This is a genomic window from Isoptericola halotolerans (assembly GCF_013149785.1).
Taxonomy (GTDB): Bacteria; Actinomycetota; Actinomycetes; order Actinomycetales; family Cellulomonadaceae; genus Isoptericola; species Isoptericola halotolerans.
In genome coordinates this window covers 22223-42366 of record NZ_JABEZU010000002.1, presented here as the reverse complement: position 1 = coordinate 42366, position 20144 = coordinate 22223, and the positions used below count along the sequence as shown (strand labels likewise).

Annotated in this window: 18 protein-coding genes; 5 read left to right on the top strand and 13 right to left on the bottom strand. The window is 72.8% G+C overall.

Going from position 1 to position 20144, the window contains the following annotated elements; translation table 11 throughout:
• Nucleotides 1-25 precede the first annotated feature (25 nt).
• Complete coding sequence (locus HDG69_RS07930) at nucleotides 26-949, bottom strand: universal stress protein (protein WP_171783273.1); 924 nt, start codon at nucleotides 947-949, stop codon at nucleotides 26-28.
• 126 nt (nucleotides 950-1075) lie between these two features.
• Between HDG69_RS07930 and HDG69_RS07925 the strand changes: the two genes are divergently transcribed.
• Nucleotides 1076-2695 (top strand): GAF domain-containing sensor histidine kinase, encoded by a 1620-nt coding sequence (locus HDG69_RS07925; RefSeq protein ID WP_171783272.1) that lies wholly within the window; start codon nucleotides 1076-1078, stop codon nucleotides 2693-2695.
• A gap of 41 nt (nucleotides 2696-2736) precedes the next feature.
• Here HDG69_RS07925 and HDG69_RS07920 read toward each other — a convergent pair whose 3' ends face one another.
• From HDG69_RS07920 to HDG69_RS07910, 3 genes are all read right to left on the bottom strand, one after another.
• Complete coding sequence (locus HDG69_RS07920; protein ID WP_171783271.1) at nucleotides 2737-3381, bottom strand: response regulator; 645 nt, start codon at nucleotides 3379-3381, stop codon at nucleotides 2737-2739.
• Between the two features lie 18 nt (nucleotides 3382-3399).
• The gene (locus HDG69_RS07915; RefSeq protein ID WP_171783270.1) at nucleotides 3400-3942 is read right to left on the bottom strand and encodes a hypothetical protein; all 543 of its coding nucleotides are present in this window, start codon (nucleotides 3940-3942) and stop codon (nucleotides 3400-3402) included.
• A 171-nt stretch (nucleotides 3943-4113) separates the two neighbouring features.
• Nucleotides 4114-6126 (bottom strand): hypothetical protein, encoded by a 2013-nt coding sequence (locus tag HDG69_RS07910; RefSeq protein ID WP_171783269.1) that lies wholly within the window; start codon nucleotides 6124-6126, stop codon nucleotides 4114-4116.
• Between the two features lie 161 nt (nucleotides 6127-6287).
• Here HDG69_RS07910 and HDG69_RS07905 point away from each other — a divergent pair, with 161 nt between their 5' ends.
• Entirely contained in the window at nucleotides 6288-6548 is a 261-nt protein-coding gene (locus tag HDG69_RS07905; protein ID WP_171783268.1) for a hypothetical protein, read from the top strand.
• 48 nt (nucleotides 6549-6596) lie between these two features.
• Here the strand turns inward: HDG69_RS07905 and HDG69_RS07900 are convergent, their stop codons facing one another.
• The 6 genes from HDG69_RS07900 to HDG69_RS07875 all read right to left on the bottom strand — a co-directional run bounded on the left by HDG69_RS07900 (nucleotide 6597) and on the right by HDG69_RS07875 (nucleotide 13911).
• Complete coding sequence (locus HDG69_RS07900) at nucleotides 6597-7733, bottom strand: dipeptidase (RefSeq protein ID WP_171783267.1); 1137 nt, start codon at nucleotides 7731-7733, stop codon at nucleotides 6597-6599.
• A gap of 89 nt (nucleotides 7734-7822) precedes the next feature.
• Nucleotides 7823-8182: an RNA-binding S4 domain-containing protein gene (locus HDG69_RS07895; protein WP_171783266.1), complete on the bottom strand. Its 360-nt coding sequence runs from the start codon at nucleotides 8180-8182 to the stop codon at nucleotides 7823-7825.
• 32 nt (nucleotides 8183-8214) lie between these two features.
• Nucleotides 8215-10656, bottom strand: coding sequence for a beta-xylosidase/alpha-l-arabinosidase (locus tag HDG69_RS07890; protein WP_171783978.1), 2442 nt, complete (start codon nucleotides 10654-10656; stop codon nucleotides 8215-8217).
• Nucleotides 10657-10676: 20 nt separating this feature from the next.
• Entirely contained in the window at nucleotides 10677-11567 is an 891-nt protein-coding gene (locus tag HDG69_RS07885) for a carbohydrate ABC transporter permease (RefSeq protein ID WP_171783265.1), read from the bottom strand.
• Nucleotides 11567-12577, bottom strand: coding sequence for a carbohydrate ABC transporter permease (locus HDG69_RS07880; RefSeq protein ID WP_171783264.1), 1011 nt, complete (start codon nucleotides 12575-12577; stop codon nucleotides 11567-11569). The genes HDG69_RS07885 and HDG69_RS07880 overlap by 1 nt, the downstream gene beginning before the upstream one ends.
• A gap of 5 nt (nucleotides 12578-12582) precedes the next feature.
• Nucleotides 12583-13911 carry an ABC transporter substrate-binding protein gene (locus tag HDG69_RS07875; protein ID WP_171783263.1) on the bottom strand — a complete coding sequence of 443 codons (1329 nt, stop codon included), beginning with the start codon at nucleotides 13909-13911 and terminating at the stop codon, nucleotides 12583-12585.
• 252 nt (nucleotides 13912-14163) lie between these two features.
• Here HDG69_RS07875 and HDG69_RS07870 point away from each other — a divergent pair, with 252 nt between their 5' ends.
• Both HDG69_RS07870 and HDG69_RS07865 read left to right on the top strand, forming a co-directional pair.
• The gene (locus HDG69_RS07870) at nucleotides 14164-15201 is read left to right on the top strand and encodes a substrate-binding domain-containing protein (protein ID WP_171783262.1); all 1038 of its coding nucleotides are present in this window, start codon (nucleotides 14164-14166) and stop codon (nucleotides 15199-15201) included.
• A 4-nt stretch (nucleotides 15202-15205) separates the two neighbouring features.
• Nucleotides 15206-16315 (top strand): GNAT family N-acetyltransferase, encoded by a 1110-nt coding sequence (locus HDG69_RS07865; protein ID WP_171783261.1) that lies wholly within the window; start codon nucleotides 15206-15208, stop codon nucleotides 16313-16315.
• Here HDG69_RS07865 and HDG69_RS07860 read toward each other — a convergent pair.
• The 3 genes from HDG69_RS07860 to HDG69_RS07850 form a co-directional block, all read right to left on the bottom strand.
• Complete coding sequence (locus HDG69_RS07860; RefSeq protein ID WP_246256395.1) at nucleotides 16296-17528, bottom strand: phosphotransferase; 1233 nt, start codon at nucleotides 17526-17528, stop codon at nucleotides 16296-16298. The two genes, HDG69_RS07865 and HDG69_RS07860, sit on opposite strands and share 20 nt — an antisense overlap.
• A 76-nt stretch (nucleotides 17529-17604) precedes the next feature.
• On the bottom strand, nucleotides 17605-18090 hold the full coding sequence (locus HDG69_RS07855; protein ID WP_171783259.1) for a DUF1269 domain-containing protein: 486 nt from the start codon (nucleotides 18088-18090) through the stop codon (nucleotides 17605-17607).
• 118 nt (nucleotides 18091-18208) lie between these two features.
• Nucleotides 18209-19147, bottom strand: coding sequence for an SDR family oxidoreductase (locus HDG69_RS07850; RefSeq protein ID WP_171783258.1), 939 nt, complete (start codon nucleotides 19145-19147; stop codon nucleotides 18209-18211).
• 115 nt (nucleotides 19148-19262) lie between these two features.
• Between HDG69_RS07850 and HDG69_RS07845 the strand changes: the two genes are divergently transcribed.
• Nucleotides 19263-20102: a helix-turn-helix transcriptional regulator gene (locus HDG69_RS07845; protein WP_171783257.1), complete on the top strand. Its 840-nt coding sequence runs from the start codon at nucleotides 19263-19265 to the stop codon at nucleotides 20100-20102.
• The last annotated feature ends 42 nt before the right edge of the window (nucleotides 20103-20144 follow it).

The window sequence follows — 20144 nt, the reverse complement described above, 5'->3', positions numbered from 1 at the left end:
AGTGGTCAGGCGGGACCCGTGGACATCACGACTGGGCGTGCGCCACGATCACCGGGCAGGGTGCTTCTCGCCCGAGCTTGTCGGCGACGGACCGCAGGACGCGACCCATCACGGCGGAGTGCCGACGGCCGCCGACCACGACCAGGTCGTGCCGGCCGAGCCGCGAGGCCACGACGTCGCCGCTGGAGCCGTGCTCGACCTCGACGGTCCACTGCACCGTCGGGTACTTCTCCTCCCAGCGCCTCATCTCGTCGTGCAGGCTGGCGAACGCCTCGTCGCGGTACTCGTGCACCCACCCGCCGGCCATCGCGTACGGACCGGCGAGGAACTCCTCGGTGAGCGCGTGGACGGCGACCAGGGGCGCTCCCGCGCTGCGCGCCTCGTCGAAGGCACGGTCGAGCACGCGACCCAGGTGGTCGTCGAACTCCACCGCGGCGACCACCCGCCACACCGGTCCCACGACGTCGGCCGCGGACGACGACTGCAGCGCGACGGGGTCGTTCGGCACGACGGCGACAGCACCGCGAGACATCGCGAGCACCGCCGCGGACACCGAGCCGAGCACGATACGGTCCAGCGCGTTCAGACCGCGCCGCCCGACGACGACCAGGTCGCTGGCAGCAGACCGTTCGACCAGCACACCGGCGGCAGCGCCCTCGACGATCTCGCCGTCGACGTCGTCCGCCTCCGGCACCGCGCCCGGCCGTTGGCGCCGCAGGTCGGCCAGGTGTTGCCTCGCGTGGTCGAGGACCTCGTCGGCGCCGGCCCGCAGCGCCTCGGGCCCGAAGCCGTAGCCGTCCACCAGAGGCGTCGTGGTCACCTCGTAGGCGGTCAGCACCGTCAGCCGTGCCCGGCGACGGACCGCCTCCGCGGCGGCCCACTCGAGCGCCTGGACCCCGGCCGACGAACCGTCGACCCCGACCACCACTCCGTACCTCTGCGTGTTCATGGCGTCCTCCCTCTCTGAGGACTCCAGTACGCCACGTGGGCGGGCACCGGCAGAAGGGGCCCTCGGCCCGGACGTGCGGGACCAAGGTCCCGGGCCGGACAGCCGAGGCACCGCTAGCGTGAGGGCATGACCGACGACGCGGACCTCCTGCTGGGAGCGGTGCTGTCGGTCGGGCGTGGTCTCGACCTGGAGACCACCCTGCACCGGGTCGTCCAGGCGGCGGCCGACGTCGCGGACGCGCGCTACGCCGCCCTCGGGATCCTCGGCGAGGACGGGCAGATCGCGCAGTTCCTCACCGTCGGCCTCACCGAGGACGAGATCCGCGCCATCGGCCCGTACCCGCGGGGGCGCGGGCTGCTCGGCGAGCTGATCCGGCACCCCGTCCCGCTGCGCCTGCCCGACATGGCCGCGGACCACCGCTCGGTCGGGTTCCCCGACCACCACCCGCCGATGCGCACCTTCCTGGGCGTGCCGCTGCAGGTCCGAGACAGTGCGTTCGGCAACCTCTACCTCACCGACAAGCGCGGCGGGCACGAGTTCACCGCCGAGGACCAACGGCTCGTGGAGGCCCTGGCCTCGGCGGCCAGCGTCGCCGTCGAGAACGCCCGCCTCTACGACGAGGCCCGCCTGCGCGAACGGTGGGCGCACGGCAACGACGAGATCTCGCGCCGGGTCCTGGAGGGCGACGCACCCCGGGAGGTGCTCGACGCCGTCGCTCGCGAGGCGCTGCAGGTCGCCGCCGCGGACGTCGCCGTGCTCGCCACCATCGACGACGAGGCACCCGACCGCTTGGGTGTCCGCTCCGCGCTCGGGCCGGGCACCGGCGGGCTCGTCGGCACCGAGGTCACCCTGGAGGGCACCTTCGCCGCGGAGGCCTACACCTCCGGGCGGCCGGTCGTCACGCACGACGCCGCCTCGGACCAGCGTCAGATGATCTCGTTCAACCCGCCCAGCGTCGTCGGGCCGCTCGCCGCGCTCCCGCTCGGGGGCCCGGGCCGGACGATCGGCGTCCTCACGGTCGGGCGTCGGCTCGGCACCCCGCCGTTCCCGCGGGTGGTCGTCGACGCGCTGGCGGCGTTCGCCGCCCAGGCGGCGGTCGCGCTCGAGCTCGCCGAACGTCGGCGCGACGCCGAACGGCTCGCGGTCGTGCGCGACCGGGACCGGATCGCCCGCGACCTGCACGACCTGGCGATCCAACGCCTGTACGCCACGGGGCTGTCGTTGGAGGGCGTCGGCCGACGGCTGCAGGACGACGCTCCCGCCGACGCCGAACGGGTCGACCGGGCGGTCGACGACCTGGACGAGACGATCAGCCTCATCCGCACCACCATCCGCGGGCTGCGACCTTCCACCGGCAGCGGGCGTCGCGTCGGGGTCCGGGCCCGGCTCGTCGCCGAGACGGACGCCGCCTCCCGCACCCTCGGCTTCACGCCGGCGCTGCACATGGCCGGCCCCGTGGACACCCTCGTGCCCGCGGACGTGGCGGACCACCTGGTGGCGGTGCTGCGCGAGGCGCTGTCGAACGTCGCCCGCCACGCCGGGGCTCGTCGCGTGAGCGTGGACCTTCTGGCCGGGGACGACGTCACCCTCACGGTGCGCGACGACGGGCGCGGCCTGCCGGACGGGGCGCAGCGCAGCGGACTGGCGAACCTCGAGCGTCGCGCGCAGGAGCTGGAAGGGTCCTTCGGCGTCGAGGCCGCCGGACCCGGGACGCTGCTGCGCTGGAGCGTCCCGCTGCGCTCGTAGCAGCGGCGGGGGCCGAGGGCTGCCTGCTCGGCGGCGCCGGCTCAGGGCCGTTCGAGGCGGGTGGCGAGCACGGCCGCCTGCACCCGCCGCTCCAGGCCCAGCTTCGCCAGGACGCTGGACACGTAGTTCTTGACGGTCTTCTCCGCCAGGTACAGCTCGGCACCGATCTGGCGGTTGGTGAGGCCCTGCCCGATGAGCGCCAGCACCCGGCGCTCCTGGTCCGTCAGGTCCGCCAGCGGGTCGGCGTCCGGCTGGTCCTGGGCGCGCATGCGCTCCATCACCAACCGGGCCGCCCGCGGGTCCAGGGTGGACCCGCCGGCCGCGACCGTGCGGATCGCCGACAGCAGGTCGTTGCCGCGCACCTGCTTGAGGACGTACCCCGCCGCGCCGGCGAGGATCGCGTCGAACAGCGCCTCGTCGTCGTCGAACGACGTGAGCATGAGGCAGGCGACGTCGGTGGTGGACCGCAGCTCGCGGCACACGCTGACGCCGTCGCCGTCGGGGAGCCGGACGTCCAGCACGGCGACGTCCGGCCGCAGCGCCGGGATGCGGGCCAGCGCTGCGGAGGCGGACCCTGCCTCGCCGACGACCTCGAGGTCGGGTTCGGCCTCGAGGAGGTCGGCGACACCACGGCGGACGATCTCGTGGTCGTCCACGAGGAAGACCCGCACGGGCTGCTCGCTCATGGCGACCACGCTACGCACTCAGCGCAGGATCGGGTAGCGCTGGACCAGGTCCGTCGCGGCCCAGCGACGCCCCAGGCCGAGCGTGTCGCCCGCGGCGACGGCGGCCAGGCCGATCAGGAGGACGGCCTCGATGAGGTGGTCGTCCAGGAACGGGTTGACCTCGATGGGCAGCGCGGCCATCCACATCATGACCAGCATGACGGCACCCGAGACGGCGGCGACGCGCATCCCGATCCCCAGCGCGAAGGCCAGGCCGATGCCGAGCAGGCCGAGCATGAACAGCCAGTCGACGACGGCGACGCCGGCGAGCGCCCCGAAGAACCCGGCGAACGGGCCCTCGACGTTGCTGAGGAACCCCATCGTCGGCGAGCCGCCGGCGACCCAGGCGTTCTCGGCCGGCGTCGCCAGCCCCAGACCGAACGTCTTGTCCGCGAAGGCCCACAGGAACTGGAAGGCGATGAGCAGGCGGAGCACCGCGAAGGTGTACGCGGCGGCGGGCGAGAGCCCGGTGTGCTCCGGCGTGGTGGGGATCGACTGCGGACCCCGGACGGCGGTGGTCATGATGTCCTCCTCTGGCCGGACGACCCGGCTCCCGTCACGCGGGTCGATCCCGTGCGACGAGACCAGCGTCGCCGTCGGGCACCGGGTGGCGGCAGGGTGGAACGGCCCTGACCTGGGGGTACGTCGGCCCACGGAGCAGGGACCAAGGTCCCGATCCGGGCACCGCCCTCCCTACCCCCGGGCGGACGGTGCGGGGATCACGGCCACCACCTGCGGTGCGGTGAGGACCACCGGCCGGCGACGGCGCCGCCGCACCAGCAGCACCGGCACGAGCACCAGCAGGGCGAGCAGGAGCAGCCCGCCGACGACGACGCCGAGCCCGACCCACAGCGCCCGGTCCGCCTGCGTGGTGGCCTCGTCCGCGAGAGCCGACGCCCGGTCGAGCTCTCCGGCGTCGAGGGCGGCACGCGACTCGGCCGCCAGCTCCTCGACGTCGAGCAGCGTCTCGCCGAGCTCGGTGACGGGGTCGCCCTGGGCGGCGACCGCGTCGGAGACGTCGCTGACCTGCTCGATCGTGGCGGCGGCCTGCGGCAGCAGGGTCGCGAGAGCTCGGTAGTCGGTGGCGTCCTCATAGGCGGCGCGGACGGTCTGCGGCACGTCGAGCCCGGTGGTCTCTGCGGCGTCCTGCACCTCGACGGCGGCCGCCGCGACCGGTTCCAGCGTCTCGACGGCGGTGGCCGCCTCGGCGAAGTCCCAGTCGGTCATGGCGCGCCGCAGCCCGCGCGGCGGCTGCCACGCGCCGTCGGCCTCGTCGAGGTCGGCGTAGGCCGCGCGGGCGTCGGTGCGCTCGGCGAGCACGTCCTTCTCGCGACCGTCGACGACCCACTTCTCGTAGACCTCCGTGCCGTCCACCCCGCCGCGCTCGGCGACGAGGTCGAGGAACCGCTGCCAGTCCACCCGACCACGGTTCTCCCGCGAAGCGGGCAGCTCGTAGGCGCCCTCGCCCGCGTAGGCGGCGGACAGGACCTCGGTGAACACGTCGTCGTCGAGGTCTCCGAGCATGGTGTGCACCGCGACGTACGAGGCCGCGTAGGCGTACGTCTCGGTGTCCGGCTCGCGCTCCGACTCGGTCCACTCCAGCAGCGGCAGGGCAGCCTTGGACCCGCGCTTGGGGGCCTTGCGCGGTTCGCCCTCGCCGCCGACGGCGTCGATCACCCGGTGCGCGGTCGTCTCGGTCAGCCCCTCGTAGAGCCAGCGTCCCTCGAACCGGGTGTCGTCGATCCAGGCGTGACCGAGCTCGTGGAAGAGCGTGGCCTCGTCGAGCTCCTCGCCCAGCACGATCTCGTTGCCGGCGTCGTCGAACCAGGCGTAGCCGAGGACCATCGGGGAGACGTCCTCGCGGACGACGTCGATGCGTCCGGGCCACGGTGCACCGAGGTAGCCCTCCAGCACCGGCAGGCCCACCGTGATGCGGTCGGCGGCGAACTCCCGCCAGGCGTCGTCGCCGGGGAAGCTCTGCAGCGTCAGGGTGGCGTCCCCCACGGCGACCTCCTCCTCGTCGGCCTGCCCCGGGTCACGCACCGACACCGCGGCCCAGATGCCCCACTCGTCGGTGTGCCGGTCGAGGGAGTAGACGCTCCGCTTGCCCCGCCGCTCGGTGGTGAAGTCGGTGGTGGCGTCGAACGTCATCGATCTCGGCACCACCACCTCGACGCTGGTCCTGCCCGGGTCTCCGGCCGCCTGGGCGGCGAAGGTGGCATAGCCGGGTCCGACGCGCGTCCACCGCTCGGAGCGGATCGGCGACCCGCCGATCTCGTAGGTCCACTCGATCGTGCGCGTCCGGCCGTAGTTCAGTGCGGGGAACCTCGCGGTGGCCCGCCGGGTGTCGGGGTCCTCGGGGACGTCCTCGAGCCGGACGGTCAGCGCGGTGCCGCCGCTGGTGGCCCGCACGTTCTCCGCGCTGGCGGGCACCGCGACGGCATAGCCCTCGAAGTAGTACGTGTACCCGCCGCGGTTCGGGGTGACGTTGGTGATGGTGGTGGTGACCTCTGCGCTCACCCCGCCCTTCGCCGTGACGACGTACCGGGCGCGGGACTCCTCGGTGAGGCCGTCCACGGCCGACGCCGGCGCCACGGCGCCGGGGGCGACGACCAGCCCGCAGATCGCCAGGGCGAGCGTGAGCACACCGATCGTCGTGCGGTGGAGCAGGCGCCCCGATCGTCTCGTCCGGTCCGCGCGCGCCACGTCTGCTCCGTCGTGTTGATCCTGCGGCGACCCGGTGGCCACCGCGAGTGATGGTAGCGGGACCGCATTGACCGATCGGTATCTGAACCGTCTCCTCGGGTCGCGCGGCCCTCGCCGGTGCGGTAGACCGGAGACATCGGGTCTTGACATCGGGGGATGGCATGCAGAACGAGGCTGGGGCGACCACCATCGCACTCTTGACGGCGTGCACCGACCCGGACCTGGGCATCCGCTCACGGATCGTCCAGGAGCTTCTCGACGAGGCCGGGCAGGACCCGCAGCTCGCCCGTCAGGTCATGACGACCATGCTCACGGCGTCCGTGATGTCGCTGCGCGCCTACTCCGACGCGGCCGAGCGGGACCCCGCCGAGGTGCTGCAGGCGCTCGGCCTGTCCTGGTCCGCCCGCACGCTGGGCGTCTGACGGCGCCGCCGCCCGGCCGCGCTCACGACGGTCCGACGGCCGGCATCGTCAGTGCAGCCGGGTCGCCACCGCCTCGGCGTTGCGCATGACCCGCAGCATGTTGCGGCTGGTGAGCTGACCGAGGTCCTCGTCGGACCAGCCACGGTCCGCGAGCGCCTCCAGCAGGGCGGGGTACCCGGAGACGTCCGCCAGCTCGGGCGCGAACCCGTCCGCGCCGTCGTAGTCGCCGCCGAGGCCGACGTGCTCGATACCGGCGACCTCCCGCACGTGCTCCACGTGGGCGACGACGTCGTCGAGCCGGGTGGGCGGGGCCGGGTAGCGCTCGCGCCACCGGGAGAGGAAGGCGCTGAACCGCGGGTAGTCGCCACCGCGGATCCCCTCCGCCGTCGCCGCTTCGTCGGCTGCGGCCTTCCACCGTGCGACCTCGGGCGTGACGAAGTGCGGCACGAAGGTGACCATGCAGACACCCCCGTTGTCCGCGAGGCGTGACAGGACGTCGTCGGGCACGTTGCGGGACACGTCGCAGACGGCGCGTGCGCTGGAGTGCGAGAAGATCACGGGCGCCTCGCTGACGTCGAGCGCGGCGTGCATGGTGCCGACGGCGACGTGGGAGAGGTCGACGAGCATCCCCAGCTTGTTCATCTCGCGCACGACCTCGCGGCCGAAACCGCTGAGCCCGCCGTGGTCGCTCGGCACGTCGGTGGCGGAGTCCGCCCAGGCGGTGCTGTCGTTGTGCGTGAGGGTCATGTAGGACACGCCCAGGGAGCAGAACATGCGCAGCACCCCGAGCGAGCCGTCGATGGAGTGCCCGCCCTCGGCGCCGAGCAGGCTCGCGATCCGGCCGTGCGCCCAGGCCTCCTCGACGTCGTCGGCGCTCACCGCGAGCTGGAGCTGGTCGGTGTTGCGCGCCACCATGCGGTGGACGGCGTCGATCTGCTCCATCGTCGCGACCACCGCCTCCGCACCGGGCAGGGTGGTCGGCACGTAGACCGACCAGAACTGCGCGCCGACTCCCCCGGCGCGCAGCCGCGGGATGTCGGTGTGCGTGCGGCCCTTGGTGGAGCCGGAGATGTCGAGCCGGTCCCAGTCGTACCCGACCTGCTCACGAGCCTCCCACGCGAGGTCGTTGTGCCCGTCCCACACCGGTTGGTCGGCCAGGAGGTCCCGGACTCTTTCGCTCACCATGAGGCGACAGTAGCCCCCGTCAAAGTCCCGCACCGGACGGGTAGAGTGCTCGTCCCGGCCGCCGCAGCCGCGGTGCCGGCGCCGGGACGCTAGGAGCGCCGCCCGCGGAGCTTGTCGATCTCGCGGCGCTCCCGCTTGGTGGGCCGCCCCGCACCGCGCTCCCGCAGCCCGACGGCGGCACGCTCCTCCCGCGTCGGCACGGGTGGGCTCTGGTCGAGGTAGGCCTTGACGGCGATCGGCGCACCGACCCGCTTGGGGAGCAGCTCACGCACGACGACGACGCGCTCGCGCAGCAGGTCCCGCCACGTGATGCGGTCGCCGACCGCGACCGTGGTCGCCGGCTTGGCGACCTTGCCGTTGACCCGGACCCGGCCCGCACGCAGCGTGGAGGCGGCGACGGAGCGGCTCTTGAAGAGCCGCACCGCCCACAACCAGATGTCGACCCGCATCCGACCACTCTGCCACGGGCCGCCGTCGGCCCCTACCTCGCGACGGCTGCCGTGGCCAGGCGGGGGTCGTCCGCGGTGACCACGTGCCGCTCCCCGGTCAGCACGACCGTCGCACGCGGGGTCGCCGTCCCGGGCAGGTCTCGCCGGGCTGCCGCCTTCTCGTTCGAGATGGCCCCGCCGGTCGAGTCCTCGACGCCCTGCGACCCGTCGCCGTCGGTCGCGGCGGCGTGCGCGCCGACCCACACCTCGACCTCGCCCGGCTCGACGACCTTCTCGAGCAGACGGTCGGTGAAGGCGAACCGCGCGGTCGGCACGGAGAAGGCGACGACCGCCGACTCCCCCGGTGCCAGCACGACCCGCTCGTAGGCCAGCAGCTGCACCACGGGGCGCGGCAGCGAGCCGACGACGTCGCGCCCGTAGAGCTGCACGACCTCGGCACCCTCCGTGTCGCCGGTGTTGGTCACGCGGACGGACGCGGTGATCGACCCGTCGGTCGGCGCCGTGGCGTCGACGTCCAGCTCTCCGTGCTCGAACCGCGTGTACGACAGCCCGAAACCGAAGGGCCGCGTCGGCGTCGAGTCGGTCGAGGTGACGTCGCTCGGGCCGCCGAGGACCGGGTGCAGGTAGGTGTACGGCTGGGCGCCGGCGGACCGCGGCAACGAGACGGGCAGGCGGCCGGAGGGGTTGACCGAGCCGGTGAGCACCCCACCGATCGCGGTGCCACCCTCCTCGCCGGGGAAGAACGCCTGCAGCACCGCGGCGGGACGGCGGTCGCCGTCGAGCGCCCAGTCGATCGCGTACGGGCGTCCCGAGACGACCGCCATCACTACGGGGGTGCCGGTGTCCACGAGCGCCTCGACGAGATGACGCTGCACGCCCGGCAGGTCGAGCGACTCGACGTCGTTCCCCTCGCCGACGGTCCCGCGCCCGAAGAGGCCGGCCTGGTCGCCGACGACGACGACGGCGACGTCCGCGGAACGTGCCGCCGCGACCGCCTCGCCGAAGCCGGAGGTGTCGTCGCCGTCCACCGCGCAGCCCCGGGCGTGCACCAGCGTGGGCTGGCGGACGCCCGCGTCGGCGAACGCTCCGCCCAACGCCTCGAAGACCGTGGGGATCTCGAAGCCGAGCGGGTGCTCGGGATGGTGGGCGAGCACGTGGTTGGCGAACGAGTAGCAGCCCATGAGCGCGTCGGCGCGGTGGGCGTTGGGCCCGACGACGGCGACCCGACCGGGCGCCGTGGGCCACCCGCGCAGCGGGAGCACCCCGTCGTTGGACAGCAGCACCACGGACTCCTCCGCCAGCCGCCGGGCGATCGCCCGGTGCCGTGGCGAGTCGAGGTCCACGACGGTGGGCGGCTCGTCGGAGAAGACGTCGAGGTCGAGCAGCCCGAGGTCTTCCTTCTGCACGAGCGCGCGCAGCACCGCCCGGTCGACGAGCGACTCGTCGACCCGACCGTCGCGGACCGCTGCGGCGAGCGGGGCGAGGAAGGCGTCACCCGTGGGCAGCTCGATGTCGAGACCGGCCTCGAGCGCCTGCCCGGCCGCGTCACCGCGATCGGCGGCGACCGCGTGCATGACCTGCAGGAACGCGACGCCGAAGTAGTCGGCGACCACCACGCCGTCGAACCCCCACCGGTCACGCAGGACATCGGTGAGGTACGCCTGGGCCGCGTGGTTCGGCACCCCGTCGAGGTCGTTGTAGGAGGCCATGACGGACCGCGCACCACCGTCCCGGACCGCCATCTCGAAGGGCGGCAGGTACGTGTCGGCGACCTCGCGCGGACCGGCGGAGACCGGGGCGTGGTTGCGCCCGGCCTGCGAGCCGGAGTAGCCGACGAAGTGCTTGAGGGTGGCGTGCACCCCGGCCGCCTGCAGCCCCTTCACGTACGCCGTCCCCACGGTGCCCACCACGTAGGGGTCCTCCGCGATGCACTCGTCGACGCGGCCCCACCGGGGGTCCTGCACGACGTCGAGCACCGGCGCGAGGCCCTGGTGGATGCCGAGGGTGCGCATCGACTCGCCGATCGCGGCACCCATCTCCTCGACGAGCGCCGGGTCGAACGAGGCGCCCCAGGCCAGCGGCGTCGGGAACGTCGCGGCCTTCCAGGCGGCGAGCCCGGTGAGGCACTCCTCGTGGACGAGCGCCGGGATGCCGAGCCGGGTCGACGCCTTGAGGCGGCGTTGCTCCTCCCACAGCCAGCGGGCCCGCTCGACAGGGTCGACGGGACGTGTGCCGTACACACGCGTGTAGTGACCGATCCCGTGCCGCGTGACCTCGCCCAGCCGGTCGGACCCTGCCTGGCCGGCGGCCATCTCGCCCTGCATCGGGGCGACGACCTCGCCGCCCTGGTCGAGCCAGTAGCCCACGATCTGGGCGAGCTTCTCCTCCAGCGTCATCTCCGCGTGGAGCGCGGCGACCCGGTCGGAGACCTGGGGCCAGGCGGGCGGGGTCTGCTGCGCAGCCTCGGTCGACATGCGGTCCTCTCTCTGCGCGGTCATCCCTTCACCGCGCCCTGCAGTCCGTTGACGATGCGCTTCTGCATGGCCAGGAAGAACACGAGCGCCGGGATCATGGCGAGCGTGGTGAAGGCGAACACGCCGGCGGTGTCGACCGAGTACTCCGTCGAGAAGTCCGCGACGCCGAGCGGCAGGGTCCGCATGTCGCCGCGCAGCAGCAGCAGCGGCAGGAGGTAGGCGTTCCACGAGCCGACGAACGCGAGCACGCCGACCGTGACCATCCCGGGCCCGGACAGGGGCAGCAGGATCCGCCAGAAGAAGCCGATCCGGCTGGTGCCGTCCAGCTGGGCCGCCTCCTCGAGCTCCTTGGGCAGCGCCATGAGGAACGGTCGCAGGATGACCACCGTGATGGGCAGCGCGAACGCGGCCTGCGGCAGGGCGACGCCCCACCACGTGTTCCCCAGACCCAGGTTCTGGGTGATGAGGATGAACAGCGGGATCACCGCCACCGTGGCGGGGAACAGCAGCCCGGCCACGAACACCATGAACAGCGCCTCGCGACCCTTGAACTGGTACCGGGCCAGCGGGTAGGCCGCCATCACCCCGAAGACCACGACGATGGCCGTCGTGATGACGGCGACCGCGATGGAGTTGAGGTTGAAGGTCCAGAAGTCGGGGTTCTGCAGGACCCCGATGTAGTTGTCGAAGATCCACGGGCTCGGCAGGCCGGCGGGGGAGTCGGCGAGCTGGAAGTTGCTCCGGAACCCGCCGAGCGCGCCGTAGACGACCGGCCCGAGCGTCGCGACGACGACGACGAAGGCGGCGGCGTAGACCGCCGGGCTGCCGCCTTGGAACTTGCCCGAGCTGCCTCGACGACGGCGCTCGGTCTGCTGGGGCGCGGTCTCGGGAGACTGCGTCTGCGTGGTCATCACGCACCTCCCTTGGTGTCACGCTTCATGATGAGTTGCTGGTAGAGCACCGCGAAGACCAGTGCGATGAAGAACAGCACCACGGAGGCGGCGCCGGCGATGCCGAAGTTGGCGCGGTTGGTGCCCTCGTTGACGAGGAAGATCGCCATCGTGCTCGTCGCGTTGGCGGGGCCGCCGCGGGTCATGATCCAGACCATGTCGAACAGCTGGAGCGACCCGATCATGGACAGGAACGCCCAGGTCCGGATCGTCGGGCCGAGCAGCGGGATCGTGATCTTGCGCTGCACCTGCCACCAGGAGGCCCCGTCGAGCTGGGCCGCCTCGTAGAGCTCGTCCGGCACGCCCTGCAGGCCGGCGAGGAAGAGGATCACCGCCAGGCCGATGTACTTCCACGTCAGGATGACGATGATGGTCCACAGCGCCAGGTCCATGTCCCCGAGCCAGCCCTGGGGCGGCGGGGTGAGGCCGATCGCCTCCAGGAGCGTGTCGATCACGCCGTACTGCGGCTGCAGCAGCTGGAACCAGATCACACCGGCCACGACCTCGGCGAGGACGTACGGCATGAAGATGATGGTCCGCAGCAGCCCTTGGCCCCACATCCTGCGGTTGAGCAGAAGGGCGATGGCGAGGCCCAGCGGCAGCTGGATGGCGATGGAGGACGCCACGATGATGAGGTTGTTGACCAGCGAGCCGATGAAGACGTCGCTGTTGAGGACCCGCGCGTAGTTGTCGAGCCCGACGAAGTTCTCCAGGGGTCCGATGCCGTTCCACCGGAACATCGACATCTGGACGGCCGTGATGACCGGCCAGACCACGAAGAGGACGAACAGCCCGAGGGCCGGCGCCACGAAGAACGCGATCTCCAGGCGCTTGCGTAGATCTGAGTGCGCCGCCCGCCGCCCCCCAGCCGACTGCCCGGCTGCCGGGCGACCCTGGCGGGTCGCACCGGCAGCCGGGCCGGAGGAGGTGGCAGACGAGGCGTCCGCGCTGGCGGTCACGTTGTCTGCCATCTCGGTCACTGCTCCTGCGCCGCAGCGTCCTCGATCGCGTCGACGATGTCCTGCGGACCCGCCTGGCCGGCGAACATGAGGGCGATCGCGTCGTTCATCGCACCGCCGACGGACTGGCCGAGACGGGTGTCGAGGTACAGCTGAGCCTGGCCGCCACCGTCACGGACCTCGATCAGCTGGCGCAGGCCCTCGTTGGAGAGGTTCTCGCCGGTGCCCGGGTAGGTGGGCAGACCCATGTCCAGCTCGGCGAAGCCGGTCTGGACCTCTTCGGTCAGCAGGTACTCGGCGAAGTCGACCGAGGCGTCGGGCGCATCGGCAGACACCGACCACGCGTCCCCGCCACCCATCTGGTCGGCAGGGTCACCGGCCTGGCCGGGGAACGTCGGGTAGGCGAACCAGCCCAGCCAGTCGGGCACCTCGCCGTCCTCGCGCAGCCCGCCCACGACACCGGGCTCCCAGTGTCCGGCGAGCTCCATGCCGACGCGCTCGGTGGCGAGCAGGCCGGAGGCCGACGTCGGGCCGGCCTGCGCACCCGTGGCAAGGAAGCCCGGGTTGAACGGCTCGGTCTCGAGAAGGTCCTCGAGGTTCTCCCCGGCCGTGATGAAGCAGCCGTCCGAGTAGTCACCGGTCTCGACCGCGGCCTCGACGGTGTCGAAGGGGCACTCGCGCACGACGTTGTAGTACCAGTAGTGCGCAGCGGGCCAGCCGTCGCCGGCACCGACGGAGACGGGGTCGATGTCCGCAGCCTTCAGCGCCTCGACGTAGCCGTTGAACTCCTCGATGGTCGGGTTCTCCGAGACCTCGTCGATCCCGGCCTCGGCGAAGAGGTCCGTGTTGTACCAGAAACCGACCAGACCCATGGAGAAGGGCAGCGCGTAGACGCGGTCCTCGACGGTGTACTGGCCCACGAAGGCGTCGAGCGTCCCGATGGTGTCGGCGGCGTCGTCGGTGAGGTCACGGACCAACCCACCCTCGACCTCACGCAGGAGCTCGCCGCCGCCACGGCTCATGTAGACGTCCGGGATGCCGTCGCCGGCCTGGAACGCGGCCTGCAGGCGCGTGAGCATGTCCTCGTGGTCCTGCGCCTGGACGTTGATCGTGACCCCGGGGTTCGCCGCCTCGAAGTCGGCGGCGACCTGGTCGTAGTACTCCTTGCCCTCACCGGTGTCGGAGTTGTGCCACCACTCGATGGTGACGTCCCCGCCCTCGGCGGCCTCGGTGGTGGTGTCGTCGGTGTCCTGGTCGGCCGTGCCCTGCCCAGCGCAGGCACCGGCCAGCAGGGCGACGGTCGCGCCGAGCGCGACAGCGCTCGCGCCTCTCATCTTCCTCGTCATCGTGGAACCCCTTGGTCGTCGTCGACAGTGGTACTTCGGTGGTGCTCTCCGGGCGGCCGAGCGGTGCTCCGCTGCCCGTCCGAGACCTACCCTCGCAGCCGCCGGCGGGATCCGTCAATCGTTTTCGATAACGGTTTCGATACATCCCGCCCCCGTTCGTCGCGATCCGGTGTTGCCGGATACTGTCGTCCTGTGAGCACCGCCGCCGAACAGCCTCGCGCTGGAACCCCCGTCGGACCCATCGTGGGCCGCGTGACGATCTCCGACGTCGCGCGCGTCGCCGGCGTCTCCGTCGCCACGGTCTCCAAGGTCGTCAACAACCGCTACGGCGTCGCACCCGCCACCGCCGAGCGCGTGCTCGGCGTCGTCGCGGATCTCGGCTACGAGTCCTCCCTGGTCGCGCGGAGCCTGCGCCGGCAGTCCACCAACGTGGTCGGCGTCCTGGTCGCCGAGTTCGAGCCCTACTCCACCGAGCTGCTCAAGGGCATCTCGTCGGCCGTCGACGGCACCGGCTACGAGCTCCTCGCCTACTCCGGGGGCACCGACGGCGGTGCCATCACCGGCTGGGAGCGTCGCTCCCTGTCACGGCTCGCCGGCACCCTGATCGACGCCGCGATCGTCGTCACCCCGACCATGGTGCTGTCGGAGGCGAACGGCATCCCGGTGGTCGCCATCGACCCGCACACCGGGCCCGAGGGCACCCACACGGTCGACTCCGACAACACCACGGGGTCCCGTGAAGCGGTCGAGCACCTCCTCGGGCTCGGCCACCGCCGCATCGCCCACCTGGGTGGACGCCCCGACCTCGAGTCCGCCAGGCTGCGCGAGCTCGGCTACCGCCAGGCCCTCGAGGCCGCCGGCATCACGGTCGACCAATCCCTGATCCGGGTCGGCGGCTACCGGCCCAACACCGCCGACACCCCGGCCCGTGAGCTGCTCGCGCCGAGCCGGGGAGAGCGGCCCACGGCGGTCTTCGCTGCGAACGACCAGTCCGCCATCCACGTCGTCGAGGTCGCCCAGGACCTCGGCCTGCGCGTGCCCGAGGACCTGTCCGTGGTCGGCTTCGACAACGTGCCCGAGTCGCTGACGACCACGCCCGCGCTGACCACCGTGGCGCAGCCCCTGCACGAGATGGGCGCCGAGGCGCTGCGGATGGTGCTCGACCTCCTGGAGGGATCGGCTCGCGAGCAGCACCTGCGCCTGCCCACGTCCCTCGTGGTCCGAGGGAGCACCGGGCCCGCTCCCTCGGAGAAGAACGTTCGCGACCGCGGAGCAGACGGCGCACGCTGAGCTCATGAGCACCGGCACGACGGCGTGGCGCATCCTCGGCGTCCCCTGCCCCGACACTCTCGAGGCGCCGGAGGCCTGGGCCCACCACGGCATCGCCGCGCTCGAGGCCGCGGCGCAGCGCGCCGACCTCGGCGACGCGGACACCGCACCGACCGCCGCCGCCGTCCTCGCCGACCTCCACCACCAGGAGCACGAACGCACCGTCCGCCTGGTCGCCGTGTCCCCCGACGACGACGGCCGCCACGTCATCGGCGCCGCGACGCTCCGCGGGGACCTGCGCGACAACCCCGACTGGGCCGACCTCGATGTCGTCGTGCACCCGGACCACCGACGCCAGGGCCTCGGCACCGCCCTCGCCGACCGGATCGAGGCGGAGGCCGCCGCCGACGGCCGACCCGTGCTGGTCACCGAGGTCATGTACCCCGAGCCCGCACCGCACCAGGCCACGCTGGTGCCGCCCACCGGGACGGGACGGGCACCGGCGGACCACCCCGGGATCACCTTCGCCCGGGGCCGGGGCTACCGGCTGGAACAGGTCGAACGACGGTCGGTGCTCACCGTCCCCCTCGACCCCGTCGTCCTGGAGGGCCACGTCACCGCCGCCCGGGCCCGCTCCCGCGACTACCGGCTGCACACCTGGCACGACGAGATCCCCGACCGGTGGGCCGAGGGGTTCGCGGTCCTGGAGACGCGCATGTCCACCGACGTACCCAGCGGTGAGATGGACTGGGCCGAGGAGGTCTGGGACGCCGACCGGGTCGGCGACCTCGTCGCCCGCTTCCACCAGGGCCGCCAGGAGATCCTCGTCACGGCCGCCGAGCACGTCGGCACCGGTGAGCTCGTCGCCATGACGATGCTCGCCCACCGTGCCGGCCCCGGTCCGTCCGCCGACCAGGAGGACACGATCGTGCTGCGGCACCACCGCGGCCACCGCCTCGGCCTGCTCGTCAAGGCCGTCAACCTCCAGGCCCTGGCCCGTTCCCGCCCGCAGACCCGCCGGGTCCACACCTGGAACGCCGAGGAGAACGACCACATGCTCGCGATCAACGTCGCCCTCGGCTTCCGCCCCGAGGGCGGTGCGGCGACGCTCCGCGTCACGCGGGCCGCGCGCTGAGCCAGCTCTCCACGGTGTCGAGGCGGCGCGAGGTCTGCCCCGGCCAGTCGGCCTCCTGGACCCGGTGCGGGCCGGTGGCCAGGGACAGCAGCACCCCGGCTGTCCGGGTGAAGAGCTCGGCCGGGTCGACCACCCCGGCGAACCCGTTCGCGTAGCGCATCGCCAGGTCGTGCAGCCGCTCGGTGTCCCAGCCTCGCAGCAGGGACAGCGTCTCGACGTGCGCGACCAGGCACGCCAGGTCGTCCGCCCGGCGCCCCGGACCTGCCGAGTCCACGTCGAGGAGCCCCGTGATCCGACCGTCGTCACCGAGCATGACCTGCGACTCGTACAGGTCGCCGTGCGTCGGCTCCGCCGGTCCCTGCCCGGCGATCCGCCCGGCGACGACGGCGGCGAGCTGCGCCGCGCGGTCTGCCTCGGCCGGGAGGGCCGCGCCGATGACCGAGGCGTAGTGGGCCGCGTTCTCGCTCCACGACGCACGGTACGGGAGCTGCATCACGCCGTCGGGCAGCCGCTCGAGGAGGTCCACGACGTCGCCGGGCGGCGGCAGAGGGCCGTCGTCGCGCACCGCGTGACGCATCGACTCGCCGGTCAGCGGGGCGATGACCAGCAGACCGTCCGCGTTCCGACCCAGCGGCTTCGGCACCGGGAGGCCCGCGCCGGCGAGCAGCGCGTGCCGTGTGTAGAGCTCGTCGCCCTTCTCCGGGCGGACCACCTTGAGGAACACCCGGGCGCCCGGCGTGCTGGCCTCGATGACGGCCCGCCGGGTCGGACGGTAGGCGCGCACCCGCAGGGTCACCGGTCCCCGGGCCACCTCCGGGACACCGAGGTCCCCCAGCAGGGTGCTCACCGCGTCCGCGTCGTAGGCGGTGGCCAGCGCGGGCAGGCCCGGGTCGCCCGGGAACCGCCACACGGCGACCTCGTGCTCGCCGTCGTCCAGCGTCAGCACACCGGGCACCTGCTGGTCTCCCGGCCGGCCCAGGGACGCCCCGAGGGTCTCCGTGCGCACCTGGGACCCCGCGCCGTGCGTCCCGGCCGCCCCCTGGACCGCCCAACGCACCCGGGCCTTGTAGGCGACGGTGGTGGAGCGTCCCGGACGATGGTCGACCTGGCGTACCGCCCAGTCCACGAGCTCCCCACCGGCGGTCGAGACGGCCGTGGCGAGCAGCTCGGTCGCGTCGTCACCGGTGAGGAGCTCGAGGTTGCTGGTTCCCATCACCCCATCCTCGCCACGATCGGCCCTCGGCGCGCGAGATCGGCCCGACAGCGTGACGAGGTCGCGGAGCATCGGCTCAGCCTCCGAACATCTCCTTGAGGTCCCGGGTCTCCACGTCGGAGAGGTTGCTGCTGACCAGGGTGGCCTTGATGCCGTGCAGACGCTCCCGGAACCGGTCCGGGTCGCCCTGCTCCGTGATGAGGAACAGCCCCGACGTCCCCGGCACGACCTCCGCCTTGATCTTCTCCAGGTCCTCCTTCTTGATGCCGACGTCGGACAGCACCCGGCTCAGCCCGCCGATGGCCGCACCGGCCACCGCTCCCACGACGGGGATGAAGAACAGGGCACCGATGAGCAGCCCCCACAGCGCGCCCCAACCACCGGACTTCGCGGCGTCGTCGTTGACCCCGTGCGTGGTGGGGTGCTTCTCGCCCTCCGGCCACTCGACGACGGCGTGGTCGACCAGCGTGACCAGGCCCTCCGCGGCTGCGTCCTTGACGATCGCGGCAGCCCGGGCCGCACCCTCGGGGTCGTCGAACTTCCAGACCGTGAACATGGCCATGAGCGGGTCCTCTCTCCGTCCGAGGTGGCCGGGTCCGTCCCCGGCCGCTTCGATCCTGGCACCGGTGGTACCGGTGCGCCACAGGACGAGGACGGGTGTCGTGTGCGGACGACGTGCCCTACCCGAACGTGACGCCGGTCAGCTCCTGGGAGACGTCCCACAGACGCGACGCGTCCTCGGCCCGACGCAGCGGAGCCCACAGCCGCTGGGACCCCGGGGGGCCGCCGAGGTTCCCCGGCCACTGCGGCCCGTAGAGCTCGCCGTCCTGCGCCGTCGGGGACGTCGCGGCCATCAGCGCCGGCAGGGCGGCGCTCTCCACGGTCCCGACGGCGAGCCCGCGCTCCGAGAGCCACCGGATCATCCGCACGTCCCGGGTGTCCGCCGCGCGACCCACCTCGGGACGCGCCGCGAGCAGACTGGTCGGCGCGACCCCGGGATGGGCGAGGTTGCTCGTGATCCCCCATCCCGCGGCCCTGCTGCGGCGGTCGAGCTCCAGGCCGAACAGCCCGCACGCGATCTTCGACTGCCGGTAGGACCGCATGCCGTCGTAGTCCTGCACGGCGTTGAGGTCGTCCCAGCCGATCGAGCCGCGGCGGGCGGCGATGCTGGTCTGCGAGGTCACCCTCGCACGCCCTGCGCGGAGCAGCGGCAGGAGGCGGCCGGTGAGGGCGAAGTGCCCGAGGTGGTTCGTGCCGAGCTGCAGCTCGAACCCGTCGGTGGTGGTCCGCCGCTCCGGGGGTGTCATCACCCCGGCGTTGTTGACGAGCAGATGGATCGGCGCGCCGTCGTCACGCAGCCGGTCGCCGAACGCCTCGATCGAGGCCAAGGAGGACAGGTCGAGCTCTTCCAGGACCAGTCTGGCCCCCGGATGCTGCTCGCGGACGGCCGCGGCCGCACGGTCCCCCTTGTCCATGTTGCGGACCGGCATGACCACCTCGGCACCGGCGGCAGCCAGTCGGGTCGTGATGCGCAGCCCCAGACCGTCGCTGGCGCCCGTCACCACCGTGCGACGGGTGGTGAGGTCGGGGACGGCCAGGTCGTGCGTGCTGCGTGGCATGGGCTCTTCCGTTCTGCTCGGGTCGACGGCAGGACCAGGCTCCCCCGAGCCACGCTGCTCATCCACGGCCTGACGATCCGTGGCTGAGCGGACACCTCCGCGAGAGGATGCCTGCATGATCGACCGGACGGGCCTGGCGGAGTTCCTCCGACGACGGCGCGAGGCGCTGCAGCCGGAGGACGTCGGCCTCCCCCGCGGGCGACGACGACGCACCGGCGGTCTCCGGCGCGAGGAGGTCGCCGTCCTGTGCCACATGTCGACCGACTACTACGCCCGGCTCGAACGTCAGCGCGGTCCGCACCCGTCGGCCCAGATGATCGCGTCGATCGCCCAGGGTCTCCACCTGACCCTCGAGGAGCGCGACCACCTCTTCCGGCTCGCCGGCCACGAGCCGCCGTCGACGGGTCCCGGCGGTGATCACCTCAGTCCCGGCGTGCTGCGGATCTTCGACCGGCTCACCGACACCCCGGCGGAGATCGTCACGGAGCTGGGCGAGACGCTGCGCCAGACCTCGCTCGGCGTCGCGCTCCTCGGCGACAACGGCCGGTACAGCGGCCCGTCGCGGAGTATCGGGTACCGGTGGTTCACCGACCCGGTCGCTCGTGATCTCGTCCCGCCCGAGGACCACGCCTTCACCTCCCGGATGTACGCCTCGGGGCTGCGGCGCGTGCTGACCCTCCGCGGGCCCGGTTCGCGGGCCGCGGAGCTCGCCCGGCTGCTCACCGACCGCAGCGAGGAGTTCCGCGACCTGTGGGCGGCGCACGAGATCGGGGTCAGGCCCAGGGACGTCAAGCGCTATCTGCACCCCACCGTCGGGCTCGTCGAGCTGAGCTGCCAGGTCATGCTGGACCCCGAGCAGGCCCACTCGCTGCTCGTCTACACCGCCGAGCCGGGAAGCGAGAGCTCCGAGAAGCTGCGCCTGCTCTCGGTGGTCGGAGCATCGGCGACGCCGTGAGACCCCGGAGGACCGAGACGGCTACGCACAGGAGCCGTGCAG

What these genes read in the sequence shown, in the direction of transcription:
- HDG69_RS07920 (WP_171783271.1), bottom strand. Translation starts at nt 3,381, where the DNA reads ATGAGCGAGCAGCCCGTGCGGGTCTTCCTCGTGGACGACCACGAGATC.
- HDG69_RS07845 (WP_171783257.1), top strand. Translation starts at nt 19,263, where the DNA reads ATGATCGACCGGACGGGCCTGGCGGAGTTCCTCCGACGACGGCGCGAG.
- HDG69_RS07880 (WP_171783264.1), bottom strand. Translation starts at nt 12,577, where the DNA reads ATGGCAGACAACGTGACCGCCAGCGCGGACGCCTCGTCTGCCACCTCC.
- HDG69_RS07875 (WP_171783263.1), bottom strand. Translation starts at nt 13,911, where the DNA reads ATGACGAGGAAGATGAGAGGCGCGAGCGCTGTCGCGCTCGGCGCGACC.
- HDG69_RS07865 (WP_171783261.1), top strand. Translation starts at nt 15,206, where the DNA reads ATGAGCACCGGCACGACGGCGTGGCGCATCCTCGGCGTCCCCTGCCCC.
- HDG69_RS07925 (WP_171783272.1), top strand. Translation starts at nt 1,076, where the DNA reads ATGACCGACGACGCGGACCTCCTGCTGGGAGCGGTGCTGTCGGTCGGG.
- HDG69_RS07915 (WP_171783270.1), bottom strand. Translation starts at nt 3,942, where the DNA reads ATGACCACCGCCGTCCGGGGTCCGCAGTCGATCCCCACCACGCCGGAG.
- HDG69_RS07890 (WP_171783978.1), bottom strand. Translation starts at nt 10,656, where the DNA reads ATGTCGACCGAGGCTGCGCAGCAGACCCCGCCCGCCTGGCCCCAGGTC.
- HDG69_RS07930 (WP_171783273.1), bottom strand. Translation starts at nt 949, where the DNA reads ATGAACACGCAGAGGTACGGAGTGGTGGTCGGGGTCGACGGTTCGTCG.
- HDG69_RS07905 (WP_171783268.1), top strand. Translation starts at nt 6,288, where the DNA reads ATGCAGAACGAGGCTGGGGCGACCACCATCGCACTCTTGACGGCGTGC.
- HDG69_RS07900 (WP_171783267.1), bottom strand. Translation starts at nt 7,733, where the DNA reads ATGGTGAGCGAAAGAGTCCGGGACCTCCTGGCCGACCAACCGGTGTGG.
- HDG69_RS07855 (WP_171783259.1), bottom strand. Translation starts at nt 18,090, where the DNA reads ATGGCCATGTTCACGGTCTGGAAGTTCGACGACCCCGAGGGTGCGGCC.
- HDG69_RS07895 (WP_171783266.1), bottom strand. Translation starts at nt 8,182, where the DNA reads ATGCGGGTCGACATCTGGTTGTGGGCGGTGCGGCTCTTCAAGAGCCGC.
- HDG69_RS07885 (WP_171783265.1), bottom strand. Translation starts at nt 11,567, where the DNA reads ATGACCACGCAGACGCAGTCTCCCGAGACCGCGCCCCAGCAGACCGAG.
- HDG69_RS07860 (WP_246256395.1), bottom strand. Translation starts at nt 17,528, where the DNA reads ATGGGAACCAGCAACCTCGAGCTCCTCACCGGTGACGACGCGACCGAG.
- HDG69_RS07850 (WP_171783258.1), bottom strand. Translation starts at nt 19,147, where the DNA reads ATGCCACGCAGCACGCACGACCTGGCCGTCCCCGACCTCACCACCCGT.